Below are 24,090 nucleotides of genomic sequence, written 5' to 3' on the forward strand. Positions count from 1 at the left end.
GACCTCATTTCGCGCGGGCTGCGTCACGCGGCACGTACGCTTTCGGGCAAGTCGAACGCACAGCCCCGCCGCTCAGGCGAGAAAGGCCCGTCCCGTGTCCCGTACGCAGTGGTGCTGCCTGACGGCGCTGCTCGCGGTCGTCATGGGGCTGCTGTGCGGACCGGCGGCGACGGCGATGTCCCCGGCCGCCGCGCTCGGGGCCGCCGCGCCGTCCGCCGCCGCGCCGGTGATCCCCGCCGCGCAGGCGCAGACGCAGGCGCAGGTGGTCGAAGCCGTCGACACGGGCGCCCCGGCCCCCGGCTGCGGGAAGCTCCGCGACCACGACGGCGAGCCCGCCGTCCCCTCCCGCGCCCGGACCGGGTACGACCAGGCGCCCGGTCTCGCCCCGTGGGGACTGCCCGCCGCGACGGGCGCGCTGCCGGCCGAGCCGCCGCCGGGGATACGGGTCAGGGCCCCGGTCCCCGCCACACCGACCCCGGTCGAGCTCTCCGTGCTGCGGGTGTAGACGGGCACCCGCCCCCGCCCTTCTCCCCTCTCACTCTTTCCGCACCACCAGCACGGAGTGCCGCATGCCCACGCCCAAGAAGTCCACGCCCGGATCGAAGAAGCCCCTGTTCTACGGCGCGGCGGTCGTCCTCGCCGCCGGTCTCCTCGGCTTCGCCTCCTACCGGGCCACCGCCCCCGACGACACCGCCCCGGACACCGCCTCCGCCCCGGCCGCCGAGGTCTCCGCCGACCCGAACGAGGGCGTCTACCCGGAACTGGCCGGGCTGGCCCGCCGGGACGCGGACGACAAGCTGGCCACCGGCCGCGCGGACGCCCCGGTCGTCCTGATCGAGTACGCCGACTTCAAGTGCGGCTACTGCGGCAAGTTCGCCCGGGACACCGAGCCCGAGCTGATCGAGAAGTACGTGAAGGACGGCACGCTGCGCATCGAGTGGCGCAACTTCCCGATCTTCGGCGAGGAGTCCGAGAACGCCGCGCGCGGTGCCTGGGCCGCCGGGCAGCAGAACCGCTTCTGGGAGTTCCACCGCGCCGCCTACGCCGAGGGGGCGAAGGAGAAGGGCTTCGGCAAGGACCGGGTCGAGGCGCTCGCCGAGGAGGCCGGGGTGAAGGACCTGGACCGGTTCATGAAGGACCTCGACGGGAAGCCCGCCCGCGACGCCGTGGCCAAGGACCAGGAGCAGGCGTACGGGATCGGCGCGACGTCCACCCCGTCGTTCCTGGTCAACGGCCGCCCGATCGCGGGAGCGCAGCCGGACGAGACGTTCGTCCAGGCCATCGAGGCCGCCGCCGCGCAGGCCAAGTCCACCGGCAAGGCGGGCACCGCCGGGGACTCCGCCAAGTGACGGCGGACATCGGCTACTTCGCGGCCTTCCTCGGCGGGCTGCTCGCCCTGGTCAGCCCGTGCAGCGCGCTGCTGCTGCCGGCCTTCTTCGCGTACTCCATCGACTCCACCTCCCGGCTGCTGGCCCGTACCGGCATCTTCTACGCCGGGCTCGCCACCACCCTCGTCCCGCTCGGCGCGGCCGGCAGTTACGCGGGCCGGCTGTTCTACGGTCACCGGGACGCGCTGGTGACGGGGGCGGGCTGGCTGATCATCGTGCTCGGCGTCGCGCAGATCGTCGGCCTGGGCTTCGCCTCGCGGCGGATCGCGGCCCTCAGCGGCCGGATCCGTCCCACCACCGCCTTCTCCGTCTACGCCCTGGGCGCGGTCTACGGGCTGGCCGGATTCTGTGCGGGCCCGATCCTCGGCAGCGTCCTCACCGTCGCGGCGGTCAGCGGCAGCCCGGTCTACGGCGGGCTGCTGCTGGCGGTCTACGCCCTGGGCATGGCCGTACCGCTCTTCCTGCTCGCCCTGCTCTGGGAGCGGTTCGACCTCGGCCGCCGGGCCTGGCTGCGCGGCCGCCTCATCCGGCTCGGCCGGTTCGAGCTGCACACCACGTCGCTGCTGTCGGGGCTCTTCTTCATCGGTCTCGGCGCGCTGTTCCTCGTGTACGACGGGACGACCGCGCTGCCCGGCCTGCTGGGGGTCGACGACTCGTTCGCCGTCGAGCAGTGGGCGCAGAAGCTGGGCGAACAGGTGCCGGACGGGGTGCTGCTCGGTGCGGTGGTGCTCGTCGCGCTGCTGGTCCTGGGCGTACGGGCCCGGCGCCGGCGCGCCGCCGACGTACCGGCGGAGCGGGAGGAGCAGGAGGAGAACGCGAAGGTGTGACACGGCGAAGGCCCCGTCCATCGGACGGGGCCTTCGAGTGGTGGCTGGGGCCGGGATCGAACCGGCGACCTATCGCTTTTCAGGCGATCGCTCGTACCAACTGAGCTACCCAGCCACGCAGCCGCTGGGGCTGCAGCGGTCCTGACGGGATTTGAACCCGCGGCCTCCACCTTGACAGGGTGGCGAGCACTCCAAACTGCTCCACAGGACCAAGCAATGTGCGAAAACAAGTCTCGCACACGGTAAAACGTGCCCCCAACGGGATTCGAACCCGTGCTACCGCCTTGAAAGGGCGGCGTCCTGGGCCACTAGACGATGAGGGCTATTGGCCCGCCTGTTCGCTTTGCAGCGCGTCGGGGACGAGAGAAGCATATGGGATGGGTGGAGCTATCGCCAAAACGGTTTACGGCGAGGGCGTCGGGCGCGTCGGGGAGCGGGTCGGGGCGGGCGGGGAGGCTGCTGAGGAGGTCGGGGACGGGGTGGGTGGGGCGGGGGCGTCCTGCTTCAGGTTCTCCTCCGGAAGATGGCGGCTGACCTCGGCGGTCGTCAGTCCGAGACCGCCCAGCGTGATCTCGTCCCAGGCCTGGAGCCGGCGGCTGGAGCGGTCCATGTAGAGCACCGACGCGTGCACCTTCTCCGGCTTGTCGTTCTGCACGGCGCGCAGCCCGCCGCCGCCCGTGGAGCCCTCGACCTTCAGCCGCGTGCCGAGCTTCAGCTGTTCGTTGATCCGGCGGTGGAGGTGGCCCGAAAGGACCAGCGGGACCGTGCCGTCGGTCTCCCGTGCGGTGTTCGGGTCGTGGGCTACGGCGATGTCGACCGGGGTGCCGGCGCGCTCCTGGTCGCGCAGCGCGGAGGCCAGGCGCATCCCTTCGAGCTGGGCGGCCTCCTTGCCGCCGACCGGGGCGGTCCGGTCCGGGGTGAAGGAGGCGTCGCCGGTGCCCGCGATCCGCAGCCCGCCGACGTCCACCGCCCTGCCGTCGTCCAGGACCCGGACGTTCTTGAACTTCTTCAGATAGGCCTGGGTGACCGGCGAGTCGTGGTTGCCGCGCACCCAGACGTAGGGCGCGCCGAGGTCGCGGATCGGGTCGAGGAAGCCGTTCTCCGCGGCCGATCCGTGATCCATCGTGTCGCCGGAGTCGATGATCACGTCGATCTCGTACTGCTCGACGAGCGAGGCGATGATGTGCCAGGCCGCCGGGTTCAGATGGATGTCGGAGACGTGCAGGGCACGGATGGTCCCGGGGTCCGGCTGGTAGACGGGGAGCGTGGAGGTGGCGTCGTAGAGCCGGGTGACGTTGGTGACCAGGCGGGCCAGTTCCTGCTGGTAGATGTCGAACTCGGTGACGATCGACCGGGCGTCGCCGACCAGGGACGGTGCGCTGGAGAGCAGCCCGGAGAACTTGGGCTCCAGGACGGACTGCGGGTTCCAGGTGGCGTACGCGCTGACGCCGGACGCGGCCAGCAGGGTGAGGGCGAGCCCGCCGGCGGCCAGGGCGCGGCGGGGGCGGCGGTAGACGACCAGGCCGAGCGCGGTCGCGCCGGAGACGACGGCGACGCAGGAGCGCACGGCCAGCTCCCGGGTGCCGGCGGCGACGTCCCGGGTGACCTCGTCCTGGAGGCTGGAGAACCGTTCCGGCTGATCGACCAGGGCCTGGGAGCGTTCGGGGTCGAGGCGGTCCACGTCCACGTCCAGCCGGAGCGGCGCGCTGTGCGAGTCCAGCTCCAGGGCCCCGAGCGGGGCCACGTTGATCTTGCTGCCGCCGGTGAGGGAGGGGCGCAGCGTCATATTGGTGTCCATGGGCCGACCGGTGTACGGATGCTGCCCACGGCGAGCAGCCCCAGCCAGGCCCCCAGCACCACGACGGCGAGCATGCCGAGGGCGCGGAGGCCGGGACGGCGGACGCGACCCGTCAGGTCGCCCGGGGCCGCCGCGCCGGTGCGCACAGCGGTACGGGGGCGGCGGCGGGCGGCGGTACGGCCCCGGGACGCCGGGCGGACGAGCTGGCTGAGGCGGTGCCGGACGCGGTCGGCTGCGGCACGGAACGGGACGCGGACCATTGGGCCCCTATGCCCCGGTACGGCCTCCGTCATGCCGGTAGCGGGCCGGGCGTCCGGGACGGCTGCGGGCGGGAGGGCACGCCTGGGAGCGGTCGCGGCCTGCCCGCGCGGGGCCTTCGTACGGGACAATGGCCGGGTGCTGGAGATGACGCGCGAACAGTTCGAGGAGCTGGTGAGCCAGGCTCTGGACCGGATTCCGCCGGAGCTGACGCGGCTGATGGACAACGTGGCGGTGTTCGTGGAGGACGAACCGGACCCCGGCGACCCCGACCTGCTCGGGCTCTACGAGGGCACCCCGCTCACCGACCGCGGTGAGTGGTACGCCGGAGTGCTGCCGGACCGGATCACCATCTACCGGGGGCCGACCCTGCGGATGTGCGCGACGCAGGAGGACGTGGTCGCGGAGACCGAGATCACCGTGGTCCACGAGATCGCCCACCACTTCGGCATCGACGACGAGCGGCTGCACGCCCTGGGCTACGGGTGAGCGAGCAGGCTCCCGAGGAGCTGCCGGAGCCCGGTCCGCCCGCCGCCCCGCAGGGCCGGGTGCTGGCGGCGGTCGCGGTCGGCGGCGCGCTCGGAGCCCTCGCGCGCTACGCGGCCCTGGTGCTGTGGCCGGGCACCGGCGGCTTCCCGTGGACGGTGTTCGTCGTCAACGTGACCGGCTGCGCCCTCATCGGCGTCCTGATGGTGCTGACCGTCGAGCGGGGCCGGGTGACGCATCCGCTGGTGCGGCCCTTCCTCGGCGTCGGCGTGCTCGGCGGCTTCACGACCTTCTCGACGTACGCGGCCGATGTGTCGGGCCTGCTGGTGCGTCAGGAGGTCCTGACCGCCCTGGCCTACGCGGCGGCGACGGTGCTGGCCGCGCTCGGTGCGGTCCGGGCGGCGGCCGCGGGGACGAGGGCCTGGCTGCGGCGGAGCGCCAGGGGCGGGGAGCGGACCGCGTGAACTGGCTGCTGGTGGCGATCGGCGGGGCGGTGGGCGCGCCCCTGCGCTATCTGACGGACCGTGCGGTGCAGGCGCACCAGGGGCCTGGCGTCCCGTACGTCTTCCCGTGGGGCACCTTCACGGTGAACACGGCGGGCAGCCTGCTGCTCGGGCTGCTGACCGGCGCAGCGGTGTCCTCCCCGGCGCACGCCCTGTTGGCGACGGGCCTGTGCGGGGCGCTGACGACGTATTCGACGTTCTCGTACGAGACCCTCCGCCTGGCCGAGACGGGCCGGGGCTTCCTGGCCGCGGCGAACGTGCTGGCCTCGCTGCTGGCCGGCCTGGGCGCGGTGTTCCTGGGGGCCGAACTGGCGGGCGGGTTCGGGGGGTAGCGGGGGTCTGTCGTGCGGGGCGGTTCGGCGGGGCTGTGCGGGTGGGTGGCGTTCCGGGCGTGTCTCCGGCGGGGTCGGGGGAGTTGGGCACGGTGCGACGCCGTACCGCTCGCTCCCGCCCCGCTCTCCGCCCCCTCGCCCCCGGAGGTGCCACTCGTGCGCCAGTTGTCCGCCCCTGTCCGCTGGGCAGCCGTCACCGCGCTGACGATCGCCGCGTCCACCGGCTGTATGAGCGTCGGCGAGGGCGGCGCGGAGGGTCCGGGGCCCGCGCGGTCCGCCGGCCCGAAGGGGTCGGCCGCCGATCCGGCCGGGGACACGGTTCCCGGCTCCGGGCGGGCCGGGGGGCGCGGCGGGGACGCCCACCCCCACTCGGACCGGGGCGCCCCCGGGAGCAGCCCGAGCCCGGACGCCTCCGGCGCTGTGCCGTCGGTCACCCCCAAGGGCTCGCGCCCCGAGCCGGGCGCCCCGGGGCCCACCCGGGGTGGCCCCCTGCCCACGCCGACGCCCTCGACGCCGGGGCCGGGAGAGCCGCCGCCGACCTCCCCGGAGCCGCCGGCCCCGCCGACCCCCGACCCGGACCCGGTGCCCGATCCGGAGCCCACCGAACCGCCGGAGCCGCCCCCCTCGGCCTCGCCCGCCGCGCAGCTGCGGACCCATGCGATGAGCGGATCGGATGACGCCGGGCCGTTGCGTACCCCGGAGGCATCACCGCAGGTGGGGCCGGTGTAGCGGGGGGTTCGGCAGGGCCGGTTTGCGCAATGTGGGTGAGGGTGCGTATGGTGGTAGATCGTTTGATCCCATTGCCCGGCGCCGACACAGAAGAGCGCCGTGTGGCGCGTACTCTCCCTTGCCGTGGCTGGACCGCATTGAGGCGGTCGAAATTGCGAATCACGGAGTTATGGGCGCGTGCCGAGACTCCGGAAGGTTTCGCATTTCGCATGTCAATTTCCAGTTCTGACCACACCGTCATGCCCGAGAACGTCGACAACGCCGAGCTCGCCGAGCTCGTCGAGGCCGCTGTGACCGAGGCCCCCGCCGGCGCCACCGCCCCGGCCGCCGAGAAGACCGTCATCGTCGAGACGCCCGTCGTCGCCGAGAAGTCGGTCGCCGACTTCGTCGCCGACGCGCAGGCCGAGGCCTCCACCGAGGAGCCCGCCGCTGCCGCCGACGAGATCGCGGACTCCACCGACGAGATCGCCGCCGAGCCGGCCGCCGAGCCGACCATCACCTTCGGCGACCTGGGTCTGCCCGAGGGCATCGTCCGCAAGCTCGCGCAGAACGGTGTGACCGCCCCCTTCCCGATCCAGGCGGCGACCATCCCGGACGCCCTGGCCGGCAAGGACATCCTCGGCCGCGGCCGTACGGGCTCCGGCAAGACGCTCTCCTTCGGTCTGCCGCTGCTGGCCTCGCTCTCCGGTGGCACCACCGAGAAGAAGAAGCCGCGCGGCATCATCCTCACCCCGACCCGTGAGCTCGCGATGCAGGTCGCGGACGCACTGCAGCCGTACGGCGACGTCCTCGGCCTCAAGATGAAGGTCGTCTGCGGCGGTACGTCGATGGGCAACCAGATCTACGCGCTGGAGCGCGGTGTCGACGTCCTCGTCGCCACCCCGGGCCGGCTGCGCGACATCATCAACCGCGGCGCCTGCTCCCTGGCGAGCGTCCAGGTCGCCGTCCTCGACGAGGCCGACCAGATGTCCGACCTGGGCTTCCTGCCCGAGGTCACCGAGCTGCTCGACCAGATCCCCGGTGGCGGTCAGCGGATGCTCTTCTCCGCCACCATGGAGAACGAGATCGGCACGCTGGTCAAGCGCTACCTCTCGAACCCGGTCACGCACGAGGTCGACAGCGCCCAGGGCAACGTCACGACCATGTCGCACCACGTCCTCGTCGTGAAGCCGAAGGACAAGGCGCCGGTCACCGCGGCCATCGCCGCCCGCAAGGGCCGCACGATCATCTTCGTCCGCACCCAGCTGGGCGCCGACCGCATCGCCGAGCAGCTCATCGAGTCCGGCGTGAAGGCCGACGCGCTGCACGGCGGCATGACCCAGGGCGCCCGTACGCGGGTCCTGGAGGACTTCAAGAAGGGCTACGTCAACGCGCTCGTCGCGACCGACGTCGCCGCCCGAGGCATCCACGTCGACGGCATCGACCTGGTCCTGAACGTGGACCCGGCCGGTGACCACAAGGACTACCTGCACCGCTCGGGCCGTACCGCCCGTGCCGGCAAGTCCGGTGTCGTCGTCTCGCTGGCGCTCCCGCACCAGCGCCGCCAGATCTTCCGCCTGATGGAGGACGCGGGCGTCGACGCCTCGCGCCACATCGTCCAGGGCGCGGGCGTCTTCGAGCCGGAGGTCGCCGAGATCACCGGCGCCCGTTCGCTCACCGAGGTCCAGGCCGACTCGGCGAACAACGCCGCCAAGCAGGCCGAGCGCGAGGCCGCCGACCTGACGAAGCAGCTGGAGCGCATCCAGCGCCGCGCCGTCGAGCTGCGCGAGGAGGCCGACCGCCTGGTCGCCCGCGCCGCGCGCGAGCGGGGCGACGACCCCGAGGCCGCCGTGGCCGAGGTCGCCGCCGAGGCCGAGGCCGCCCTCGTGGCAGCCGCAGCCGTGTCCGTGCCGGAGCAGCCGGCCGCTCGCGACGACCGGGGCAACTACGAGCGCCGCGACAACCGCGGTGGCGACCGTGGCGGCTACCGCGGCGGCAACGACCGTCGTGACGAGCGTCCCTCGGGTGGCTTCCGCTCCGGTGGCAGCAGTGACCGTCGCGATGACCGTGGTGGCCGTTCCTTCGAGCGTCGTGACAACGACCGTCCGGCGTTCAACCGCGACCGTCGTGACGAGCGCCCCTCGGGCGGCTTCCGCTCCGGTGGCAGCGACCGCCCGTTCAACCGCGACCGTCGTGACGACCGCCCCTCCGGCGGCTTCCGCTCCGGCGGCGGCAGCGACCGCCCGACCGGCCGTCGTGACGACCACCGTGGCGCCAACACCGGCACCAACACCGGCACCTTCGGCCGCCGCGACGACAAGCCGCGCTGGAAGCGCAACGGCTGACCCCCGCCCGGCCGGCACCCGGCCGAGCAGGTCCGCCTGACAGACCGGCAGGGCCCGTACGCCACCGAACCGACTCGGTGACGTACGGGCCCTGTTGCCGTCCCCGGCCCCACGCGCCCGCCTCCCGGGACCCGCGACGGGCCCGACACCGATACCGGATCGGCTGCCGGGACCGGGCGGGCTATGCTCGGGGGGTGATCCGTCGAGGGCCGTTAGCTCAATTGGTCAGAGCAGCGGACTTTTAATCCGTTGGTTGTGGGTTCGAGTCCCACACGGCCTACTGATCACAGGGCGAGGGGCAATCCCCCTCCGGCCCCACAGTGAAACGCCTCGGTCCGCAGCTGCGGACCGAGGCGTTTCACTGTGCGCTGGCTCTCTCCCCTGTCCCGGCCGAGGGGCCTCAGCCGTGGCTGCCCGTCAGGGTGGCGTAGACGACGACGTTGTCGGCGTAGTGGCGGTCGGCCTCGGAGTAGTCGCCGCCGCAGGTGATCAGGCGGAGCCCGGCGTGGTCGAGGTTGCGGTAGACCTCGACCGTGGGGAACGCGTCCTTGGGGTAGACGGCGGTCCGGTCGACGGTGAACTCCGCGGTGCTGCCGTCCGCGCGCCGGACGCCGATGCGGTCGCCCGGGTCGAGCTCCGTGAGCTCGAAGAACACCGCCGGTGCGCCGTCCCAGGTCACATGGCCCGCGATCACCGCGGGTCCGACCGCCCCCGGCATCGGGCCGGGGGTGTACCAGCCGGCCTTGTCCGGGTCGCGGGGGGTGTCCATCGCCCGGTTCTCGCCGAGCCCCAGGTCCTCCAGCGTGGAGTTCACCTTCAGGGACGGGATGGTGATCCCGACGGGCCGGGAGGCGGGCAGCGCGGTGGCGCGCTGCCCGCTCCCCGGTGACCCGGACGCCCCCCCGTCAGGTGGGGTCGTCCGGGCGGCCGGGGCCCCGGCGCTCCCCTTGTCGGCGGCCGGGGGAGGGGCGGGCTGCTGGCGGCCGGTTCCCAGGGCCAGCAGCAGTCCGCCGGTCAGGAGCAGGGCCGCGATGGCGGCGGTGAGCACGAACGTCCGGCGCCGGTGGGACGTCGTGGGCCCGTCGTCCGGGTCGGTTCCGTTCATCGGGGTCGCCTTTCCCTGCGGACTGCCGTGGCGGGGCGTGGATGGAGCGGGGGCCGGAGCTCAGGCGCCGGGCCGGCCGTCGGCCGTACGGTTCCGGCGGCGTACGGCGAACAGTCCGCCGGCCGCGAGGACGGCCGCGCCGCCCGCCGCGAGGAGGCCCGGTGACTCGACGCCCTCGGTGGTGGTGCCGCCCGTCTCGACGCCGCCCGCCGGCATGGAGCCGACGGCCGCGCCCTTGACCATGCCGCAGTTGGCCGGGGCGGTGGCCTCCTGGGGCAGCTTCGGGTCGAGTTCGCTCTTGCCCGCGCCGAAGTCGTACTTCCCGTCGTCGTTCCGGTCGATGCCGTGCTGCACGATGTGCAGGTCCTTGAGGTGGTCCGCCACGTCCTGCGAGACGGTGATCGTGCGGGAGTACGCCAGCTTGCCGTCCTTGTCCGCGACCGGCATCCGGTCCACCGCGAGGCCGCTGTCCTTGGACGTGTCGCCCTTGGTGGTCAGGGAGATGTTGATGTCCCCGTACATCGGCAGGCCCTCGGCCGTGGTGACGATGCCGTCGCCGTCCTTGTCCGCGCTCTTGTCCGGGCAGCGGAAGTCGTGGCCGTCGGTGGAGCCGTGGATGTGCTGGGCGTGCGGCTGACCGGGGACGAGCCCCTGCGCGTCGATCTTCACGGTCAGCTTGTCGCCCTCGAGGCTCACCAGGGCGGCCCCACTGGCGCCGGAGTCGTTCAGCTGCTCCAGGTCGATCTGGTACGTGTCGCCGTCGGCCGCCTTCGTGGTGCCGGCGGGGTGCCCCTCGTGAGCCAGGGCGGGCACGGCCACCCCGAGGGTGAGGGCGGCGGGCAGGACGAGCAGTGCGGCGAGGCGAGTGGTACGGCGGGCTATCACGAAGACACATCCCCTTCCGGAAGTTCCGGCGCGAACCGGAACAACGTTCGGTCGCTGATGTCGTTCATTCGGAGCTGCCCGCGGGGCGGATTGGCCCGAGCACGACAAATTTGCGCGGGCCGCCGACCGCCGTGGGCCGAGGTGCGGCCGGAGTAATTGGTCGAGGGCCCGCCGGGAGTGCCGTAGAGTGGTGTTTACCGACGCGGGGTGGAGCAGCTCGGTAGCTCGCTGGGCTCATAACCCAGAGGTCGCAGGTTCAAATCCTGTCCCCGCTACTGAAGATCCGGGCCCGGCACGCAGACAGCGTGCCGGGCCCGAGTCGTTTCCGGGTTTCCGGACGGGCTTCGCTGTCCGGCGATGTCGCGCTTGACCTTGACGCAGCGTAAAGATCTAGCGTTTCCGGCATGGAGTGGTCCATTCAGGAAATCGCCAGACTGGCCGGCACCACGAGCCGCACGCTCCGGCACTACGGGGACTTCGGTCTCCTCGCGCCGAGCCGGATCGGGAGCAACGGCTACCGCTACTACGACCAGGACGCCCTCGTCCGGCTGCAGCGCATTCTGCTGCTGCGGGAGCTCGGGCTGTCGCTGCCCGCCATCAAGGACGTGCTCGCCGGTCAGCGGGACACCGCGGTGGCGCTGCGGGCGCATCTGCGGCTGCTCGAACAGGAGCAGGCGCGCATCGGGCGGCAGATCGCCTCGGTGCGGACCACTCTCCACAAGACCCAGGAGGGGATGGAACTCATGGCAGCTGAAGTGTTCGACGGCTTCGACCACACCGCCCACGAGCAGGAGGTGACCGAGCGCTGGGGCCGGGAGGCGTACGAGGAGGGCGACCGCTGGTGGCGTTCGCTCGGGCCGGAGGAGAAGAAGGCGTTCCAGGACGAGCACGAGGCCCTCGCGCGCGACTGGGGCCGGGCCAAGGAGGCCGGGCTCGCCGCCGACGGGGCCGAGGCGCAGGAACTCGCGCGACGGCACTGCGCGTGGCTGTCGCCGGCCAAGAAGCCCGGCCGTTCGTACGTGATCGGGCTCGGGGAGATGTATGTCGCCGATCCCCGCTTCGGAAAGAACTACGATCGCTACGGGGACGGCGCCGCCGCCTTCGTACGGGACGCATTGACGGTCTACGCGGAAAACCGGCTCACCGACTGACCGGGGGCGGCCGGGCCTCCGTCCGCTTCCCCCTATTCGGCCGATGAGGAGTCGCCGCTCGGCGCGGCTCCGGGAAGCCTGGACGGGGCGCGGTACCGTCCGCAGCCGTGGGTGGACCGGGCAGGAGTGCACAGGTGGGGATGGCCGACGAACGGCGTGGAGGCGCGGCGGGGAGCGTCGACGCCGTGAGCCGTGCGGTGTTCGGGACCCGCGAGGGTGAGGCGACGCCCGGCAGGCAGGGCACCGGGCGGTTCGTCCGGATGCTGCCCGCCCTGCTGATCGTCGGCGGGCTGGTCTTCGACTCGCTGGCCCCGCCCAATTTCACCGCGGTCCCGCTGTTCGTGGCGGCCCCGCTGGTCGCCGCCCCGTTCTTCTCGCTGTCCCGGACCGTCCGCACGGGTATCGCCGCGGTCCTCTCGGTCATCGCGATGCGGCTCTCCGACGGGACGTCCACCCAGGTGGTCCCGGTCATCGAGATGATCACCGTGCTCACGGGCTCGGTGCTGGCCGTCGTCATCAACGGCGTCGTGCGGCGCGGCAACGAGCAGCTGGCCTCGGCCCGGGTCATCGCGGAGACGGCCATGCGGGCCGTGCTGCCGACGCCGGCCGAGCGGATCGGCGGGCTCCAGGTGGCCGCGCGGTACGAGGCGGCGCAGGCGGACGAGTTCGTGGGCGGCGACCTGTTCGCCGTCGCGGACACCCCGTACGGCGTACGGGTGGTCGTCGGCGACGTACGCGGCAAGGGCCTGGGCGCCGTCGAGGCCGTGGCGGTGATCATCGGGGCGTTCCGGGAGGCGGCCGAGCAGGAGCGTTCGCTGGAGGGCGTCGCTCAGCGGCTGGAGCGGGCGCTGGCGCGGGAGGGCACGCGGCGGTACGGGCTGGACGCCATGGAGGGCTTCATCACCGCCGTGCTGGCCGAGATCCCGCCGGGCTCGGCCTCGCTCCGCCTCGTCAACCGCGGTCACCCCGAGCCGATCCTGCTGCACGCGGACGGCGCCTTGGAGGTGCTCGTGCCCTCCGTGCCCGCGCTGCCGCTGGGGATGGACCTGGGCGTGTGGCCGGACCGGTCCGACGAGTGGGCGATGCCCGCCGGAGCGACGCTGCTCGCCTTCACCGACGGACTGTCCGAGGCCCGGGACCAGCACGGCGTCTTCTACGATCCGGCGGCCCGGCTGCGCGGCCGGATCTTCCCGGGGCCCGAGGAGCTGCTGTCGGCGCTGACCGACGACGTACGGCTGCACACCGGGGGACGGACCACGGACGACATGGCGCTGATCGCGGTCGCCCGGCCGGCGGAGGGTCAGCCGGTGCGCCGGACGACGGTGAAGATCGTGGGCCGGGGCGATGACACGGTGAGTGACTGAAAGGCACCCCTCCGCATAACATTTGACACACCGTCAGAAAAAGGGGTGTGGTCAAGTGACGGTCAAGTTGCCCGATTCCAACCGCTTGTGACCCGTACATCCCGGTCGTGCTCGTTAATGATCAACAGGAACAGCTTGGAATCGGGCCCGTGTGTCTATTAACGTTCGATAACGCAGTGCGGTCGTCACAGCCGTCGTCAGAGACGGCGCCGCGCGCGAGCGCCGAATTCCGCAAGGGAACCGGGGAACCACCTACATGGGGTGAATCGGACGCCTGCGTCTCGTGAGAGACGGAGGGGCCCGTAGGAGACCTTCCTGCTCCGAACCCGTCAGCTAACCCGGTAGGCGAGAAGGAAGGAAAGGAGTGCGCCCACGTGGCGTCCAACAAGCCTGCCCCTGAGGCCCCGTCACCCTTCAGTGCCGACACCTTCGGTGACGCGGAGCGGTCCTGGGAGGAGTGGAATCCCACCGAGGAGTCCATTCGTCCCGTGCGCGGCAGGCACCGCGTAGCCAAGCAGCGTGGTCTGGCCCGCAGCTCCACCGTCCTCGGGGTCGGCGTCATAGCGGCCGTCGGTGCGGGTGGCATGGCCACCGCGCAGGACAAGGCGCCGGTCTCCATCTCTCTTCCCGATTCCATCGCGGACAACCTTCCCGACGCCAAGTCCCTTCCCGGCGTCGGGTCCTTCATGTCGGACGACGCGGAGCCCGCTCCGGTCGCCGCGTCCGCGCCGCTCACCACCGCCGGCCTCACCAGCGCCGAGGCCGAGCAGGGCACCACCGACGCGGGCGAGGCCCTGCGCGCCCGGATCCTCCAGCAGGCCGAGCAGCAGCAGGCCAGCGCCGACGCCGAGGCCAAGGCCGCCGCCGAGAGCGCCGCGGCCGAGAAGGCGGCGCAGGAGGCCAAGAAGCAGCAGGACGAGGCCGCGGCCGAGGCCGCCGCCAAGAAGAAGGCGGCGGAGGAAGCGGCCGCGAAGAAGAAGGAGGCCGAGCGTCTCGCCAAGCTCGCCGCCAGCTTCTCCCTGCCCACCTCCTCGTACACGATCAGCTCGACCTACGGTCAGTCCGGCGCGATGTGGTCCTCCGGCCAGCACACCGGCCTCGACTTCGCCGGGTCGACCGGTGCGCCGCTCAAGGCCGTGCACGGTGGCACGATCACCTCGGCCGGCTGGTCCGGTTCGTACGGCTACCGCACGGTGCTCCAGCTCGATGACGGCACGGAGATCTGGTACGCGCACCAGTCCTCGATCGACGTCTCGGTCGGCCAGAAGGTCACCACCGGCGAGACCATCGGCCGCATGGGCGCCACCGGCAACGTCACCGGGGTCCACCTCCACCTGGAGGTCCGCACCGCGGGCGGTTCCGCGATGGACCCGATGGCCTGGCTGAACAGCAAGGGCCTCTCGGTCTGAGCCCCGGCCCTCCGGCCGGCGTCCTCCGTCGCCACCCCTGAAACCCCGGCAGCCCTGACGCACACCCCCCGACGTCAGGGCTGCCGGTCCGTCCGGTGGCGGCACGGCCCGCGCGGCGGCGGAATACCACCCCCGCCCCGGCTCGTTGGACCCTCACATGACTTCTCGGCGTATTCTCGGCAGCTCCGACCTCCAGGTCTTCCCCCTCGCCCTCGGCGGCAACGTCTTCGGCTGGACGGCGGACGAGGAAGAGTCCTTCGCCGTCCTGGACGCGTACGTCGCGGCCGGCGGCAACTTCATCGACACCGCGGACGCGTACTCCGCCTGGGTCGAGGGCAATCGGGGCGGCGAGTCGGAGTCCGTCATCGGCAAGTGGCTGGCCTCCCGCGGCAACCGGTCCGACATCGTCGTCGCCACCAAGGCCGGCGCCCACCCCGACCACCGGGGACTCTCCGCCGGCACCGTCAAGGGCGCGGCCGAGGCATCGTTGCGCCGGCTCGGCACCGACCACATCGACCTCTACTACACGCACTTCGACGACGAGACCGTCCCGGTCGAGGAGATCATCACCGCCCTGGACCAGTTGGTGAAGGACGGCAAGGTGCGCCACATCGCCGCCTCCAACATCAGCCCCGAACGCCTGCGGGCCTCCCTCGACTTCTCCGAGCGCGAGGGCCTCGCCCGGTACGTCGCGCTCCAGCCGCACTACAACCTGGTCTCCCGGGACACCTACGAGGGCGCCCTCCAGGACACCGCGGCCCGCGCCGGCCTCGCCGCCGTCCCCTACTACGCGCTCGCCTCCGGCTTCCTCACCGGCAAATACCGCCCCGGCACGACCGTGGAGAGCGCCCGCTCCGCGAAGGCGGGCGGCCACCTGGAGTCGGAGCGGGGCCGCAAGGTGCTCGCCGCCCTCGACCAGGTCGCCGGGGAACGGAACGCCGAGATCGCGACGGTCGCCCTCGCCTGGCTCGCCGGTCGGCCGACCGTCACCGCCCCGATCGCCTCCGCCCGTACGGTCGGACAACTCCCCGCCCTGGTGGCCGTCGCCGACCTGCGGCTGACGGACCGGGAACTCGCCCTGCTCACCGAGGCGTCGGCCTGACGGAGCCGGAGGGCGGTGCCGCCCCGGAGTCCACCCGCCCGCCGTCCGCCGTCCGCCGGTGTCGCTACTGCGGCGGTCGGCGGTGGGTGGGCGGTGCGCTGCCGTACGGGTAGGGGTACGGGGACGGTTGAGGGGCCGGGTACGGGGAGGGCCCCGGGGCCGGGCCGCCGTAGCCGTACGGCTGTCCGTATCCGGGCGCGGGCCCGCTTCCGTACCCGTTTCCGTAGCCGCCCGCGTGCGGCGTCGGCGGGTGGCTGCGGTGGTGGGCGCCCGGACGGGCCGTCAGGCGGGCGGCGTGGGTGAGGGCCGGGGCCGCGACCTCCCGGCGCTGCCAGAGGTGATGCAGCAGCTCCCTCTCCCGCGCGCCGAAGTCCGGGCCCACCGCGCCGTGGCGGGCCCGGCGGCGCAGACCGGCCAAGGAGGTCGCGAACGACTCGTACTCCGCGACCGCGCGGGCCGCCGCCCGGCCCCGGGTCCGGTCCTGCTGCCAGTGGCGGGCCAGGTCACGGGCCATGCCCCGGGCCCGCATGGAGGAGAGGGCCGACGGCTCGGCGGGGGTGAGCCAGCCGGCCGCCGCATACGCGGGCAGCTCGGCCGCGAGGCTGCGCAGCTCCCGCTGGCGCGAATGGATCGCCAGCCAGGTCACCAGGCCGAACGCCGGGACCATGACCATCCCGTACACCGCGTAGAAGCCGTACGGGCCGAAGGCCGACGAGCCGTTCCACAGGGCGTGCAGGCCCATCGCCAGGAGCAGGCCCAGGGCCGGCAGGGCGATCCGGCGGAAGCGGTGGCGGCGGGCGCTGACGGCCGCGAAGCCGAAGCCGAGGCCGGTGAGGACCGTGAACAGGGGATGCGCGAACGGCGACATCACGATCCGCACGAAGAACGTCCCCGCCGTCACCGAGGCGAACCCCGAGCTGCCCAGCTGCTGGTCCTCGCCGAAGGCGTTGCCCAGATAGAGGATGTTCTCGGTGAACGCGAAGCCCGTCGCGGTGAAACCGGCGACGACGACGCCGTCCACCACCCCGCTGAACTCCCGTCTGCGGAACAGGAAGATCAGCAGCACGGCCGCCGCCTTCGCGCTCTCCTCGACTATCGGGGCGATCACCGTCGCCCCCAGGGTGTCGGCGCTCGCCGGGTCGGCCGTCGCGGTGGCTATCCAGCGCGTCGCGAAGGAGTTGGCGATGATCGCGACGAGCGCCGCCGCGCACGCGCCCCAGGCGAAGGAGAAGATCAGATTCCGCCAGGGCCCCGGCTCGACCCGGTCCAGCCAGCGGAACGCGGCCATCAGCAGGGGCACCGGAAGCACCGCCAGGCCGAGGCCGACGAGGAAGCCCTCCGGACCGGTCTGCTCCCGGACGAGGGCCAGGATCACCAGCCCGCACAGCACGAGCGCCACGATCACGGCGCCGGCGCGGAACACCTTGCTGCGCCACACCATGCCGACGCGGCGCGGCCGGTAACGCCCTTGGCCACGCTCCGGCGCGGCGCCCAGGACCTCGTCGAGCCGCTGCTCGTGGAGGACCGGGACGGCCGGCCGCGCCTGCTGATACTGCACGGAAGGGTCGGACACCTTTTGACCTTAACGAGGGGCACTGACACCCGGCGACGGCGCATCCGGCCAGGACACGGCTCCCTGGCCGACGGGCGGGCGGTGGGCGTCAGACGCGGGCGAAGAGCAGGTCGTGGACGACGTGCCCCTTGTCCAGGCCCTGTCCCTCGAAGCGGGTGAGCGGCCGGAACGCGGGGCGCGGGGCGTATCCGCCGTCGGCCGCGGTGTTCTCGAAGCGGGGGTGCGCGGTGACCACCTCCAGCATCTGCTCGGCGTACGGCTCCCAGTCGGTCGCGCAGTGGACGAGGGCGCCGGGCTTCAGCACCGGGGCCACCAGGTCCAGGAACTCGGGCTGGATGAGGCGCCGCTTGTGGTGCCGGACCTTGGGCCACGGGTCGGGGAAGTAGACCCGCAGGCCGTCGAGCGACGCGGGGGGCAGCATCTCGCGCAGCAGGATGACCGCGTCGCCGTTGGCCACCCGGACGTTCGTCGAGCCCGCCGCGTCCGCGAGGCCCAGCAGATTGCCCTGGCCGGGGGTGTGGACGTCGACCGCGAGGATGCCGGTGCCCGGGTCGTCGGCCGCCATCTGCGCGGTGGCCTCGCCCATGCCGAAACCGATCTCCAGGACGACGGGCAGGCCGTCGAAGAGGTCGGCCAGGTCCAGGACGCGCAGGCCGTCGATGTCCAGGCCCCACTTCGGCCACAGCCGCTCCAGGGCATCCTGCTGGCCGGTCGTGACCCGGCTGCGGCGTGGCTGGAAGCTGCGGATCCGGCGCTCGTGGTGCGAGCCGGCGGGGTCGGCGGCGGGGCCGCCGGGGAAGCGGGGCTCCTGGCGCAGCCGGCGCGCGCGCTCGAAGGAGGCGGCCCGCAGCGCGGCGGCGTCGGGGGTCCCGGCGGAGGTGGGGTTCAGGGGCTGCTCAGACACAATGACCGGATTCTACGGCGGGCGGCTTCCACCCCGTCCCCCGAGCCCGGTGCAGCGCGCGCCGCGCCACCTCCCGTCCGATGGGCAGACACGCCGTCGCGGCGGGCGACGGGGCGTTGAGCACGTGCACGGTGTGCGGGGCCTCGCGGATCAGGAAATCGTCGACCAGCGTGCCGTCCTTCAGCACCGCCTGGGCCCGGACCCCGGCGGGCGACGGGCGCAGGTCCTGCGCGGTGACGGCGGGCAGCAGCCGCTGGACGGCCCGGGTGAAGGCGGACCGGGACAGCGAGCGGTGCACCTCGCCCGCCCCGTACCGCCAGTGTCTGCGGGCGATCTGCCAGGTGCCCGGCCAGCTCAGCGTGGACAGCAGTTCGGCGGGGCGGACCCGCGGCCAGGTGTATCCCTCGCGGGCCAGGGCGGGGACCGCGTTCGGCCCGACGTGGACGGAGCCGTCGAAGCCCCGGGTGAGGTGGACGCCGAGGAAGGGGAACGCCGGGTCGGGCACCGGGTAGACCAGACCGCGCACCAGCTCGGGCCGGGTCAGCTCGTAGTACTCGCCGCGGAACGGCACGATCCGCACCCCCGGGTCGTCCCCGGCGAGGCGGGCCACCCGGTCGCAGTGGAGTCCCGCGCAGTTGACCAGCACCCTGGCCCGGACGACCGTGCCGTCCGCCGTGCGCACGGCGACGCCCCAGGGGCGCCGGTCTATCGCGATGACCTCCGCGCCGTACCGCACGATGCCGCCCGCGGCGGTGACCTCGGTCGCGAAGCGGGTGGCGACGGCGGTGAAGTCGCAGACGCCCGTCGTGCCGACCCGGATCGCCGCCAGGCCCCGGACCTCCGGCTCGTACTCCGCGATCTGGGCGGGGCCCAGCTCCCGCACGGGCAGGCCGTGCTCGCGGCCGCGCTGCACCAGGCCGTGCAGCCGGGGCAGCTCCGAGCGCTCGGTGGCGACGACGAGCTTGCCGGTGGTGGCGTGGGCGATGGAGTGCTCGGCGCAGAAATCCGCCAGCTCGGCGGAGCCGCGCAGCGCGTACCGCGCCTTGAGGGAGCCGGGACGGTAGTAGATGCCGCTGTGGATCACACCGCTGTTGCGGCCGGTCTGGTGGCGGGCCGGGCCGCCCTCCTTCTCCAGGACCGTCACCCGCGTGCCCGGAGCGGACCGGGTGATCGCATACGCGGTCGACAGACCGACGATCCCGCCGCCGATCACCAGCACATCGCAGTCGTACGCCGCGTGCGTCATCATCACGCCACCTCCCACCCCGATAGTGCACTGACCCACTGACAACCGGCTCAAACCCCGGGCGGGCAGGGCGTGGCGCACACTCCGCCCGGCGGGTCCCCCGCCGGGGCCCTCCCGACGCCCCGCTCAGACCGGTGTGACCAGCAGCGGGCGGGCCCGCTCCCGCAGCTCGGCGACGCGGGGCTCGTCCCCGTACGGCTCCAGGCGGTGGAGCAGATCGCGGACGTACTCCGTGGTGCGGGCCGAGGAGATCCGCCCGGCGACCTCCACCGCCCGGGTGCCCGCCGCGCAGGCCGCGTCCAGATTGCCCGACTCCAGCTCGGCGACGGCGGAGACGACGAGCCGCAGTCCGTGGCTGCGGACGAACTCCTCGGTCGGCCGGGACAGCGCCTGCTCGGTGAAGCGCCGCACCTGGCGGGGGGCCTTCAGGTCCCGGTAGCACTCGGCGGCGTCGGCGGCGAACCGGTCGTAGCCGTAGAAGCCGAGCCAGGGCGGGTCGGAGTCACCCGCCCGGGACCGCTCCAGCCAGCTCTCCGCGCCCTTGAGGGCGGCCCCCGCGGCCGGTGCGTCGCCGGCCTTCGCATGGGCGCGGGCCTCCACCAGCCGGAAGAAGCTCATGGTGCGGGCGGTGGCGAGGCCCCGGTTGCGCTCGACGGCGGCCTGGGCGAGGTCGACGCCTTCGTCGGCGAAGCCGCGGTAGGTCGCCTGGAGGGACATGGAGGCGAGGACATAGCCGCCGAGCGGGACGTCGGCGGCGGCGCGGGCCAGGCGCAGGGCCTGGATGTAGTAGCGCTGGGCGGCTTCCTGCTGGCCGGTGTCGAAGGCCATCCAGCCGGCCAGCCGGGTCAGCTCGGCGGAGGCGCCGAACAGGGCCCGTCCGACCTCGTCGGTGTACGAGCCGAGCAGCAGAGGTGCGGCGTCGACGCGTAAGCACTCGGGGACCATGGAGGAACGCCAGTCGCCGCCGCCGTACTTGGAGTCCCAGCGCCGGGCGTCCTGGGCCGCCTCACGCAGCTTCGTCACATCGCTGTGGCCGACCCGCAGCGGCGAGGCGTCCGCCGCGGACTCCGGGCCGGGCTGTACGGGAACGGCGCCCGCCGCTCCGGGGCCGCCGCCGGTGTGGAGGATGTGTGTGCCCCGGGCGTCCGGTGCGGCGCCCGGCCCGCGGGCTCCGGCCGCGCCGGGGCCTTCGGGTCCGCCGCCGCGCGCCCCGAGGATCGCCGCCTGTGCCGCCGTCGGGTCCCGGGCCACCGACGGATCGGCGGGGGTTATCAGCCAGCGGGAGGCGGGGGTCGCGTAGGCGCTCACCGAGAAGGATCCCGCCAGCGACTGCCAGATTCCGCCGCCGCCGCGCCGCCCGGCCAGGTCCAGCCGGTACAGCTCGGTGGCCGACCGGACCGCCTCGCCCACGTCCCGGGGGAAGGCGAGGCCGACCTCCGGGGCGGGGTCCGCGTCGGCGAGGCCGATCTCGTGCAGCGGGACCGGCCGGCCGAGCTTGGCCCCGATCGCCGCCGCGATGAGATGCGGCGCCGCGCCCTGCGGCACCATTCCCTTGGCGACCCACCGGGCCACCGAGGTCTTGTCGTAGCGAAGTGTCAGACCGCGCTGTGCTCCGAGGTCGTTGACCCGCCGGGCGAGCCCGGCGTTACTGATTCCCGCGAGGGCGAGAACCGTGCCGAGCTTCTCGTTCGGCCCGCGTTGCTCCCTGGACATGCGCCACCCCTCGACACACAGACAGCCGCCGCGTCACCGAGGACGGCGCGCGGCATTCGTACCGATGCCTCCCCAGGTTCGAACCTCCGTACTCCGCCTGCACACGCATGTGGCCGAGCCCCGAGGAATATGCCCCCCTGCTGAGAACACCAGTAAACACAGCGTAGTTCTCCCTATCCCTACCGTTAAGGGGCAGACGTCCGGATGGCGGGATTGTTGTTCGTGCGGGGGGTCCGGGCCGCCCGGGTGCCGGTGCGCGGGCCGGGGTGCGGCGTGCTCCCGGCGTGTGGCCGTGCGCCCGGCCGTGCGCTCTGGTCCGGCCGCCGCCGGGGCGCTTGTCTGGGTACCGCGTGGGTCGGCCCGCTGCACTGGACTCAGTGGGCTGGGGGAAACCGCCGCTCCATTCCCCGCGGGCGGCGGACCGGTCCGGGAGGTGAGTCCCACCTCCCGGACTGTGCGTGGAAGGGTCTGCCGGGGTGGCGCGGCACGGTATGCGCGCGTGGTGGCGCTTCGAGAGAATGGCCGAATAGCGACGGTCCGGTGAGGGTCTGGCCAACGGTCCGACTATGGCCGGATATCGGCGCTGTTTCCGGGCGGCGCCGGCCCCTCCTGTTCCCTGGGAGTGGGCCGGGGCGGCGCGGAGACCGGACGGCTCGCCTCCTCTAACTCCCGGAACCGGTACTTCCGTTGCTGTCCTCGCGGTGAAGGTCACGCCCGGCCTTTGCCAGGGGCGCATGCTCTTCCGGCGTGCGCTGCCCGTACACCCTCTCCTGCGGCGTTGTCGTGGCAGCATGTCCCGCAGCGGCGTTTTGTTCATCAGGTGCGCCGCCTTTGTCCACAGCCTGTGGAGGCGGCGATGCGTTGGTTGGTGGGATGGAGCAGTATCGCCGCGAGCTTCGGCACCGTCGGAGCCGTCGGAAACGGCGGAGAGGGGCGCACGGTCCACCCCGTGGGCTCCCAACTCCTGTGGGGCGACCCGGATCCGCTGTGGGCGGTCGGCGACTGGCGGCCCGACGAGATCCGTGTCATCGGCGTCGCGACCCCCGAAGGCGCGCCCACCGCCCGCCTCGCGGTCCTCGGCTGCTGCGGCGCCACCGACGAACAACTGCGCGTCGGGCTGCTCGCCGCGCGCGGCGGCGCGCTGCGCCATCTCACCGCCTGGCCCGGCAGTTACACCGCCGTCGTCCAGATCGGCCGCCGCATCACCGTCGCCGGCGACCTGGCCGGCGCCCGGCCCGTCTTCCACACCCCCTGGGCCAACGGCACCGCCTACGCCACCGCCGCCCTGCCGCTCGCCGACCTCATCGAGGCCCAGCTCGACATCGGGCACCTCGCCGCCCTGCTCGCCTGCCCGGAGACCCCCGAGGCCCTCGGCGACGGCACGCCCTACGTGGGCGTGAAGCGGATCCCGCCGGGCCACGCGCTCATCCTGCGGGAGGGCTCGCGGGAGATCACCGGGTACGAAGCCGTCGCCTCGCTCGCCGTCGCCGCACCCCAGTCCGACCCGGTGCACGCCGTGGAGGGCGTACGGGACGCGCTCGTCGAAGCCGTACGCGCCCGGCTCACGGCTCCGCGCCACGCGCCGGAGAACACCCTGCCGGACCCGGGGCCCGTCCCCGGCATGGGCCCCGCCGACCGGCGCGCGGCCCGGGGCGGCCCCGTGGCGGGCATCGGCGCCGACCTCTCCGGAGGCAGCGCGTCCGCCACCCTCGCCCTGCTCGCCTCCGGACTGCCCGGACTGCCCGGCACCCTCCTCGGACACGGCACCGGCGCGGGGGAGCGGCTGCTCGCCGTCACCTTCAACGACCTCACCACCCGTGGCAACGAGGACGAGTTGGAGCGGGCGCGCGCCATCGCCGCCAACCCGCGCCTGCACCACATCGTCGTCGCGGCGGGCGAAGAGGCCCTGCCGTACGCCTCGTTGGAGACCGGGGCGCTCACCGACGAACCGGCCCCCTCCCTCGTCCTCGCCGAACGCCACCGCCGCCGGCTGTCCGCGGGCAGCGCCGACCATCTCGTCGGGCACGGGGCCCGGCAGGTCCTGGACGCCCACCCCGCCCGCCTCGCCGACCTCCTGATGGACCGGCGCAGACGCCACCTCCTGCGCCCCGTCGCCGCCCTCACCAAGGCCGAAGGCCCCACGGCGCACTCCCTGTTCGTCCCGTTGGCCGTCTACCGCGCCGCCCGCCGGCTGGCCCGTACGTCCTACCGCACCGGCCTGGAGTCCGCCGCCGGGCTCCTGCCCGACGCCAACCGCCACGCCCCCGACCTCGCCACCCCCGCCGATGCCTCGCTCGCCGCCCTCGCCTGGTCGCGCCCGGGGCCCGCGGCACGCTGGCTGACGGGGGAGGCACTGGCCGAAGTATCGGTTCGCCTCCAGGCGGCGGCGATCCGGCCCACCTCCGTGCAGCGCCCGGGGGAGGCCCGCGCCCGCGCCGCCCTCGCCCGGGGCGCCGCCGACCACCGGATCCTGGAACAGGCCGCGGAGATCCGCAGCCAGCGCCTGCACGCCCCGTTCCTCGACAACCAGGTCGTCCGGGCGGCCCGCGCCCTGCCCGAGTCGCTGCGCGTCCAGCCCGGCGCCCGCGCCGCGATCCTGCGCCGGGTGCTCGGCGGGGCCGGCATCCACGACCTGCCGCCCGGCTGGGGCGCCCCCTCCCAGGCGACCTCCACCGCCGTCACCCGGACCGGCCTGCGCACGGCCCTTCCCGACCTGATGGCCCTCTTCGACGCCCCGCTGCTCGCCGACGCGGGTCTGGTCGAGGCCCGGGTGGTCCGCAAGGCCCTGCGCGCCGCCTCCGAGGGAGAGCCGCTGCCCCTGGACGGCCTGGCGGACCTGGCCTCCACCGAACTGTGGCTGCGCCGCTTGGTGACCCGCCGCGGCACCTGCTGGACGGGTACCGCCGCCCCGCGCCAGCGCGCGGTCGCGGGCGGCGTGATCCCCGCCCGGCGCACCCTCCAGCCCTGACCGGAACACGCCGCCGGGGAGCCCC

19 protein-coding genes, 5 tRNA genes, 1 pseudogene and 1 riboswitch are annotated in these 24,090 nt (G+C 73.5%); of the genes and pseudogenes, 15 read left to right on the plus strand and 10 right to left on the minus strand.

What is annotated here, in order from left to right; all coding sequences use genetic code 11:
- Positions 1–94: 94 nt before the first annotated feature.
- The 3 genes from ACH4UK_RS19275 to ACH4UK_RS19285 all read left to right on the plus strand — a co-directional run bounded on the left by ACH4UK_RS19275 (position 95) and on the right by ACH4UK_RS19285 (position 2,215).
- Positions 95–505 carry a hypothetical protein gene (locus ACH4UK_RS19275; RefSeq protein ID WP_398357694.1) on the plus strand — a complete coding sequence of 137 codons (411 nt, stop codon included), beginning with the start codon at positions 95–97 and terminating at the stop codon, positions 503–505.
- A gap of 64 nt (positions 506–569) precedes the next feature.
- Positions 570–1,349: a DsbA family protein gene (locus ACH4UK_RS19280; RefSeq protein ID WP_398357695.1), complete on the plus strand. Its 780-nt coding sequence runs from the start codon at positions 570–572 to the stop codon at positions 1,347–1,349.
- Entirely contained in the window at positions 1,346–2,215 is an 870-nt protein-coding gene (locus ACH4UK_RS19285) for a cytochrome c biogenesis CcdA family protein (RefSeq protein WP_398357697.1), read from the plus strand. Before ACH4UK_RS19280 ends, ACH4UK_RS19285 begins: the two co-directional genes overlap by 4 nt.
- A 38-nt stretch (positions 2,216–2,253) precedes the next feature.
- Here ACH4UK_RS19285 and ACH4UK_RS19290 read toward each other — a convergent pair.
- From ACH4UK_RS19290 to ACH4UK_RS19305, 4 genes and pseudogenes are all read right to left on the minus strand, one after another.
- Positions 2,254–2,330: transfer RNA gene (locus tag ACH4UK_RS19290), tRNA-Phe, on the minus strand.
- Positions 2,331–2,351: 21 nt separating this feature from the next.
- Positions 2,352–2,426 (minus strand) — tRNA-Asp (locus ACH4UK_RS19295).
- A gap of 39 nt (positions 2,427–2,465) precedes the next feature.
- A tRNA-Glu gene (locus tag ACH4UK_RS19300) sits at positions 2,466–2,538 on the minus strand.
- 80 nt (positions 2,539–2,618) lie between these two features.
- A pseudogene (locus ACH4UK_RS19305) lies at positions 2,619–4,273 on the minus strand (metallophosphoesterase).
- Positions 4,274–4,409: 136 nt separating this feature from the next.
- On the opposite strand from ACH4UK_RS19305, the gene ACH4UK_RS19310 reads away from it, so the two are divergent.
- The 6 genes from ACH4UK_RS19310 to ACH4UK_RS19335 all read left to right on the plus strand — a co-directional run bounded on the left by ACH4UK_RS19310 (position 4,410) and on the right by ACH4UK_RS19335 (position 8,925).
- Positions 4,410–4,760, plus strand: a complete 351-nt coding sequence (locus ACH4UK_RS19310) for a metallopeptidase family protein (RefSeq protein ID WP_398357699.1) — start codon at positions 4,410–4,412, stop codon at positions 4,758–4,760.
- Positions 4,757–5,221 (plus strand): fluoride efflux transporter FluC, encoded by a 465-nt coding sequence (locus tag ACH4UK_RS19315; protein WP_398357701.1) that lies wholly within the window; start codon positions 4,757–4,759, stop codon positions 5,219–5,221. Before ACH4UK_RS19310 ends, ACH4UK_RS19315 begins: the two co-directional genes overlap by 4 nt.
- The gene (gene crcB, locus ACH4UK_RS19320) at positions 5,218–5,592 is read left to right on the plus strand and encodes a fluoride efflux transporter CrcB (protein WP_398357703.1); all 375 of its coding nucleotides are present in this window, start codon (positions 5,218–5,220) and stop codon (positions 5,590–5,592) included. Before ACH4UK_RS19315 ends, crcB begins: the two co-directional genes overlap by 4 nt.
- 156 nt (positions 5,593–5,748) lie before the next feature.
- The gene (locus ACH4UK_RS19325) at positions 5,749–6,321 is read left to right on the plus strand and encodes a hypothetical protein (protein WP_398357705.1); all 573 of its coding nucleotides are present in this window, start codon (positions 5,749–5,751) and stop codon (positions 6,319–6,321) included.
- 239 nt (positions 6,322–6,560) lie between these two features.
- Entirely contained in the window at positions 6,561–8,645 is a 2,085-nt protein-coding gene (locus ACH4UK_RS19330) for a DEAD/DEAH box helicase (protein WP_398357706.1), read from the plus strand.
- 206 nt (positions 8,646–8,851) lie between these two features.
- Positions 8,852–8,925, plus strand: a tRNA-Lys gene (locus ACH4UK_RS19335).
- A gap of 120 nt (positions 8,926–9,045) precedes the next feature.
- On the opposite strand, the gene ACH4UK_RS19340 is transcribed toward ACH4UK_RS19335, so the two are convergent.
- Both ACH4UK_RS19340 and ACH4UK_RS19345 read right to left on the minus strand, forming a co-directional pair.
- Positions 9,046–9,750, minus strand: coding sequence for a class F sortase (locus tag ACH4UK_RS19340; RefSeq protein WP_398357708.1), 705 nt, complete (start codon positions 9,748–9,750; stop codon positions 9,046–9,048).
- A gap of 60 nt (positions 9,751–9,810) precedes the next feature.
- Positions 9,811–10,635 (minus strand): LPXTG cell wall anchor domain-containing protein, encoded by an 825-nt coding sequence (locus tag ACH4UK_RS19345; RefSeq protein WP_398357710.1) that lies wholly within the window; start codon positions 10,633–10,635, stop codon positions 9,811–9,813.
- A gap of 201 nt (positions 10,636–10,836) precedes the next feature.
- On the opposite strand from ACH4UK_RS19345, the gene ACH4UK_RS19350 reads away from it, so the two are divergent.
- The 5 genes from ACH4UK_RS19350 to ACH4UK_RS19370 all read left to right on the plus strand — a co-directional run bounded on the left by ACH4UK_RS19350 (position 10,837) and on the right by ACH4UK_RS19370 (position 15,661).
- Positions 10,837–10,910, plus strand: a tRNA-Met gene (locus tag ACH4UK_RS19350).
- Positions 10,911–11,039: 129 nt separating this feature from the next.
- Positions 11,040–11,786, plus strand: a complete 747-nt coding sequence (locus tag ACH4UK_RS19355) for a MerR family transcriptional regulator (RefSeq protein WP_398357712.1) — start codon at positions 11,040–11,042, stop codon at positions 11,784–11,786.
- A gap of 140 nt (positions 11,787–11,926) precedes the next feature.
- Entirely contained in the window at positions 11,927–13,150 is a 1,224-nt protein-coding gene (locus ACH4UK_RS19360) for a PP2C family protein-serine/threonine phosphatase (protein WP_398357714.1), read from the plus strand.
- Between the two features lie 210 nt (positions 13,151–13,360).
- Positions 13,361–13,513: riboswitch (cyclic di-AMP (ydaO/yuaA leader) on the plus strand.
- An 11-nt stretch (positions 13,514–13,524) separates the two neighbouring features.
- Positions 13,525–14,559 (plus strand): M23 family metallopeptidase, encoded by a 1,035-nt coding sequence (locus ACH4UK_RS19365; RefSeq protein ID WP_398357716.1) that lies wholly within the window; start codon positions 13,525–13,527, stop codon positions 14,557–14,559.
- 157 nt (positions 14,560–14,716) lie between these two features.
- On the plus strand, positions 14,717–15,661 hold the full coding sequence (locus tag ACH4UK_RS19370; protein WP_398357717.1) for an aldo/keto reductase: 945 nt from the start codon (positions 14,717–14,719) through the stop codon (positions 15,659–15,661).
- A 64-nt stretch (positions 15,662–15,725) separates the two neighbouring features.
- On the opposite strand, the gene ACH4UK_RS19375 is transcribed toward ACH4UK_RS19370, so the two are convergent.
- The 4 genes from ACH4UK_RS19375 to ACH4UK_RS19390 form a co-directional block, all read right to left on the minus strand.
- Complete coding sequence (locus ACH4UK_RS19375) at positions 15,726–17,234, minus strand: PrsW family intramembrane metalloprotease (RefSeq protein ID WP_398357719.1); 1,509 nt, start codon at positions 17,232–17,234, stop codon at positions 15,726–15,728.
- Positions 17,235–17,322: 88 nt separating this feature from the next.
- Complete coding sequence (trmB, locus tag ACH4UK_RS19380; RefSeq protein ID WP_398357721.1) at positions 17,323–18,138, minus strand: tRNA (guanosine(46)-N7)-methyltransferase TrmB; 816 nt, start codon at positions 18,136–18,138, stop codon at positions 17,323–17,325.
- Positions 18,131–19,387: an L-2-hydroxyglutarate oxidase gene (gene lhgO / locus ACH4UK_RS19385; protein ID WP_398357722.1), complete on the minus strand. Its 1,257-nt coding sequence runs from the start codon at positions 19,385–19,387 to the stop codon at positions 18,131–18,133. Before lhgO ends, trmB begins: the two co-directional genes overlap by 8 nt.
- Before the next feature lie 123 nt (positions 19,388–19,510).
- Positions 19,511–21,097 (minus strand): sporulation protein, encoded by a 1,587-nt coding sequence (locus ACH4UK_RS19390; RefSeq protein WP_398357724.1) that lies wholly within the window; start codon positions 21,095–21,097, stop codon positions 19,511–19,513.
- Positions 21,098–21,953: 856 nt separating this feature from the next.
- Between ACH4UK_RS19390 and ACH4UK_RS19395 the strand changes: the two genes are divergently transcribed.
- Complete coding sequence (locus ACH4UK_RS19395; RefSeq protein ID WP_398357726.1) at positions 21,954–24,065, plus strand: asparagine synthase-related protein; 2,112 nt, start codon at positions 21,954–21,956, stop codon at positions 24,063–24,065.
- The last annotated feature ends 25 nt before the right edge of the window (positions 24,066–24,090 follow it).

The organism is Streptomyces sp. NPDC020884 (genome assembly GCF_044333935.1).
In the GTDB taxonomy this organism is placed as follows: Bacteria; Actinomycetota; Actinomycetes; order Streptomycetales; family Streptomycetaceae; genus Streptomyces.